General features: G+C 72.2%; 5 protein-coding genes. All 5 read left to right on the top strand.

The window, feature by feature from the left end; all coding sequences use genetic code 11:
- Positions 1–1,063 (top strand): FAD-dependent monooxygenase (locus AB7U92_RS23125; protein ID WP_428582533.1); only part of this gene is annotated, 1,063 nt, incomplete at its 5' end.
- A 14-nt stretch (positions 1,064–1,077) separates the two neighbouring features.
- On the top strand, positions 1,078–1,317 hold the full coding sequence (locus AB7U92_RS23130) for a DUF2783 domain-containing protein (protein ID WP_428582535.1): 240 nt from the start codon (positions 1,078–1,080) through the stop codon (positions 1,315–1,317).
- Entirely contained in the window at positions 1,314–2,636 is a 1,323-nt protein-coding gene (fahA, locus tag AB7U92_RS23135; protein ID WP_428582537.1) for a fumarylacetoacetase, read from the top strand. Before AB7U92_RS23130 ends, fahA begins: the two co-directional genes overlap by 4 nt.
- A 37-nt stretch (positions 2,637–2,673) precedes the next feature.
- Positions 2,674–3,063: a 4a-hydroxytetrahydrobiopterin dehydratase gene (locus tag AB7U92_RS23140; RefSeq protein WP_428582539.1), complete on the top strand. Its 390-nt coding sequence runs from the start codon at positions 2,674–2,676 to the stop codon at positions 3,061–3,063.
- A 158-nt stretch (positions 3,064–3,221) separates the two neighbouring features.
- The coding region (locus AB7U92_RS23145; RefSeq protein ID WP_428582541.1) for a beta-ribofuranosylaminobenzene 5'-phosphate synthase family protein at positions 3,222–4,058 on the top strand (837 nt) is incomplete at its 3' end.

The following is a 4,058-nucleotide window of genomic DNA, read 5'->3' on the forward strand; positions in this document are numbered from 1 at the left end:
GGTCTTCCAGGACCGCTTCCTGATCGCCGACGTGGTGATGAAGGCCGACTTCCCAGCCGAACGCTGGTTCTGGTTCGACCCGCCGTTCCACCCGGGGCAGAGCGTGCTGCTGCACCGCGAGGCCGACAACGTCTGGCGCATCGACTTCCAGCTCGGCTGGGACGCCGACCCGGAAGAGGAGAAGAAGCCGGAGAAGGTGATCCCGCGCATCCGCGCCATGTTGGGCCCGGAGCGCGAGTTCGATCTCGAGTGGGTCAGCGTCTATACCTTCCAGTGCCGGCGCATGCAGCGCTTCCGCCATGGCCGGGTGCTGTTCGTCGGCGACGCGGCGCACCAGGTCTCGCCCTTCGGCGCGCGCGGCGCCAACTCCGGGATCCAGGACACCGATAACCTGGGCTGGAAGCTGCTGCTGGTGATGCGCGGGCTCGCGCCCGAGGCCCTGCTCGACAGCTACAGCGACGAGCGTGTCGCCGCTGCCGACGAGAACCTGATGAACTCGACGCGCTCGACCGATTTCATCACGCCCAAGAGCCAGGTGTCGAAGGACTTCCGCAACGCCGTGCTGACGCTGGCGCGCGAGCATGGCTTCGCGCGCGGGCTGGTCAACTCGGGACGGCTGTCGGTGCCTTCGCACCTCACGGAGTCGGCGCTGAACACGCCCGATGCCGACGCCTTCGAGGGCGTGATGCACCCCGGCGCGCCGCTGGCTGATGCGCCGGTGCAGTGCGACGGCCACGACGGGTGGCTGCTCGATCACACCGGCAACGCCTTCGTGCTGCTGCTGTTCGCCGACCGGCCGGGCGACGTCGATGCCGCGCTGCTGCGCGCGCTGGCCGATTCGCCGATCCCGGTGCACACGCGCGTGGTCGTGCGCGAGGACGGGCCGGCGCCAGCCGGCTGCCGCGTGCTCGTCGACGCGAAGGGCCTGGCCGCGCAGCGGCTCGATGCGAAGCCCGGCACCGCCTACCTGCTGCGCCCCGACCAGCACGTCTGCGCGCGCTGGCGCAGCCTCGACGCCGCGGTCGTGCGTGCCGCCGTCGCGCGCGCCACCTGCAACGCCTGAACGAGCGGCCTGCCATGGACCACCTGATCACCCAACCCCACTTCGGCCGCGCCGGCCAGGCACCGCTGCGCGCCTACTCGCCCGGCGACGACTTCTACGAGATGCTGATCGAGACGCACCGCGGCCTGTCCGACGACGACAGCCGCCTCGTCAACGCGCGCCTCGTGCTGCTGCTGGCCAACCACGTCGGTGATCTCGACGTGCTGCGCGAAGCGCTGCAGGCGGCGCGCGCCGGCATCGGGTCGGCGCCGTGAGCGGGCTCGACGACACCCACGACCCCGCGCTGCGCAGCTGGGTCGAATCGGCCAACGATCCGGCGACGGACTTCCCGATCCAGAACCTGCCGTTCGCGCGCTTCCGCCGTGCCGGCAGCAGCGAGGCCTGGCGCATCGGCGTGGCCATCGGCGACCAGGTGCTGGACCTGTGTCTGGCGCGCGAGCAGTGCTCGTGGGGCCGCGTGGCCTCGGCCTGGCTCGTGCCGCTGGCCGCCGGTGACCTGGCCGCGTTCATGGCGCTCGGCCCCGGTGCACGCCGTGGCCTGCGGGCGGTGCTGTCGGTCGCGCTGCGCGAGGGCAGCGATCGCCGCGCCGCCCTCGAGGCCTGCCTGGTGCCGCAATCGGCCGCCGAGTTCGCGCTGCCCTGCCGCATCGGCGACTACACCGACTTCTACACCGGCATCCACCATGCCACCGCGGTCGGCAAGCTGTTCCGCCCCGACAATCCGCTGCTGCCCAACTACCGGTGGGTGCCGATCGGCTACCACGGCCGGGCCTCGTCGATCGTGGTCAGCGGCACGCCGGTGCGGCGGCCGCTCGGGCAGCTCAAGGGGCCGGACGATGCGGCCCCGCATCTGGCGCCCACGCAGCGGCTCGACCACGAGCTGGAACTCGGCTTTCTGATCGGCAGCGGCAATGCGCAGGGCGAGCCGGTGCCCGTCACGCAGGCCGAAGACCACTGGTTCGGCACCGTGCTGCTCAACGACTGGTCGGCGCGCGACGTGCAGGCCTGGGAGTACCAGCCGCTCGGGCCATTCCTGTCGAAGAACTTCGCCACCACGATCTCGCCCTGGGTCGTCACGCCCGAGGCGCTGGCGCCGTTCCGCGTGGCCTTCGAGCGGCTGGCGGGTGACCCGCAACCCTTGCCCTACCTCGATTCGCCGGGCAACCGAGCGGCCGGCGCCTTCGACATCGTGCTGGAGGTCGGCCTGCAGACCGCGCGCATGCGCGAGGCCGGGCTGCCGCACCAGCGGCTGATGCAGTCGAACTTCCGCGATTCGTACTGGACGATCGCGCAGCTCATCGCCCACCACACCGTGGGCGGCTGCAACCTCGGCGCCGGCGACCTGCTGGGCTCGGGCACGCAGTCCGGCCCGGGCGAGGGGCAGGGTGGCTCGCTGCTGGAGCTGACGCAGGGCGGCAGGCAGCCGATCACGCTCGCCAGCGGCGAGACGCGCACCTTCCTGCAGGATGGCGACAGCATCGAGCTGCGCGCCCACTGCGAGCGGCCCGGCGCGCGGCGCATCGGCTTCGGCTGCTGCGAAGGCCACGCGATCGCCGCGGTGAAGCCGCTCTGACTATCGTTGCGGCCTGCATCAACACGAGGAGACGCACATGGTGCAATGGCGACGCAAGGGCGGCAACGAGGTCTTCACGCTCGAGGAGATCGAGGCGCGGCTGAAGGACGAACTGCCCGCCTGGTACTACGAGGACGGCTTCATCCGCCGCAAGTACAAGACCAGCGGCTGGAAGTCGACGCTGATGGTGGTGAACACTGTGGGGCACCTGGCGGAAGCCGCCTGGCACCACCCCGACCTGACGGTCTCCTACGCCTTCGTGACCGTGAAGCTGCAGAACCACGAGGCCAAGGGCATCACCGAGAAGGACTTCGCGCTGGCGAAGAAGATCGAGGACGTGCTGATGTGGCAGCCGGGCAAGGAAGAGGGCGGGCCGCTGCAGGGCACGCCGGACGATCCGCGCTTCAAGTACCTGAAGTACGACTGACGGGTCGTGCGGCGCGGCGGCCCCCGCGCAACAGACTGTCCCCCATTCGGAACAGCGCCGCGTGCGGAGCACGGCACGGCGCGGCCTGGCGCGGCGGAACGGGGCTTGCTACCTGAGGCCGTATGCTCCGGCCGATCGATGCCCCGCTGCCGCCCGCCATGGCCTCCCCGACCCCGCCCGCCCCGCGCGCCGAAGCCCGCGCCGGCGTGAACGTGCGCGCGCCCGGCCGGCTGCACCTCGGCTTCCTCGACCCGTCCGGCTCGCTGGGGCGGCGCTTCGGCAGCATCGGCCTGGTCATCGACGGCTTCGAGACCGAGCTGGAGCTGGCGCCGGCCGGGCGTGATGCGCTGCGCGCCGACACGCCGGAGGCCGAGACCGAGCTGGCCCGGGCGGCCGAACACCTGCGCGTGCTGCGCGAGCGCACCGGCCGCGACGAGCCGCTCGCACTGCGCCTGCGCCGCGTGCTGCCGGCCCATGCCGGCTTCGGCTCGGGCACGCAGCTGGCGCTGGCCATCGGCCGTGCCTTTGCCTGCGTTCACGGCCTGGAAGTCGACACGCCGATGCTCGCCCAGTGGCTGGGCCGCGGCCTGCGCTCGGGCATCGGCATCGCCGGCTTCGACAGCGGCGGCCTGCTGCTCGATGGTGGCCCGGGGCGCGATGGCGGGCCGGCAAAGCTGCTCTCGCGCGTCGAACTGCCCGAGGCCTGGCGGGTGATCATCGTGCTCGACCCGCGCGCGACGGGCTTGTCGGGCGAACAGGAGCGCGCCGCCATCGCCATGCTGCCACCGCTGCCGCAGGCCGCGGCCGCCGACATCTGCCACCAGCTGCTCATGCGCGTGCTGCCCGGCGCCGCGGGCGACGACTTCGCGGCCTTCGCCGCCGGCCTGAACCGCGTGCAGCAACTGCTCGGCGACCATTTCGCGCCGGCCCAGGACGGCAGCGCCTGGACCAGCGCCGCCGTCGGCCGCCTGATGCGCTTCTGGGGCGAGCAGGGT

It is taken from the genome of Piscinibacter sp., from assembly GCF_050175855.1.
Taxonomy (GTDB): Bacteria; Pseudomonadota; Gammaproteobacteria; order Burkholderiales; family Burkholderiaceae_C; genus Piscinibacter.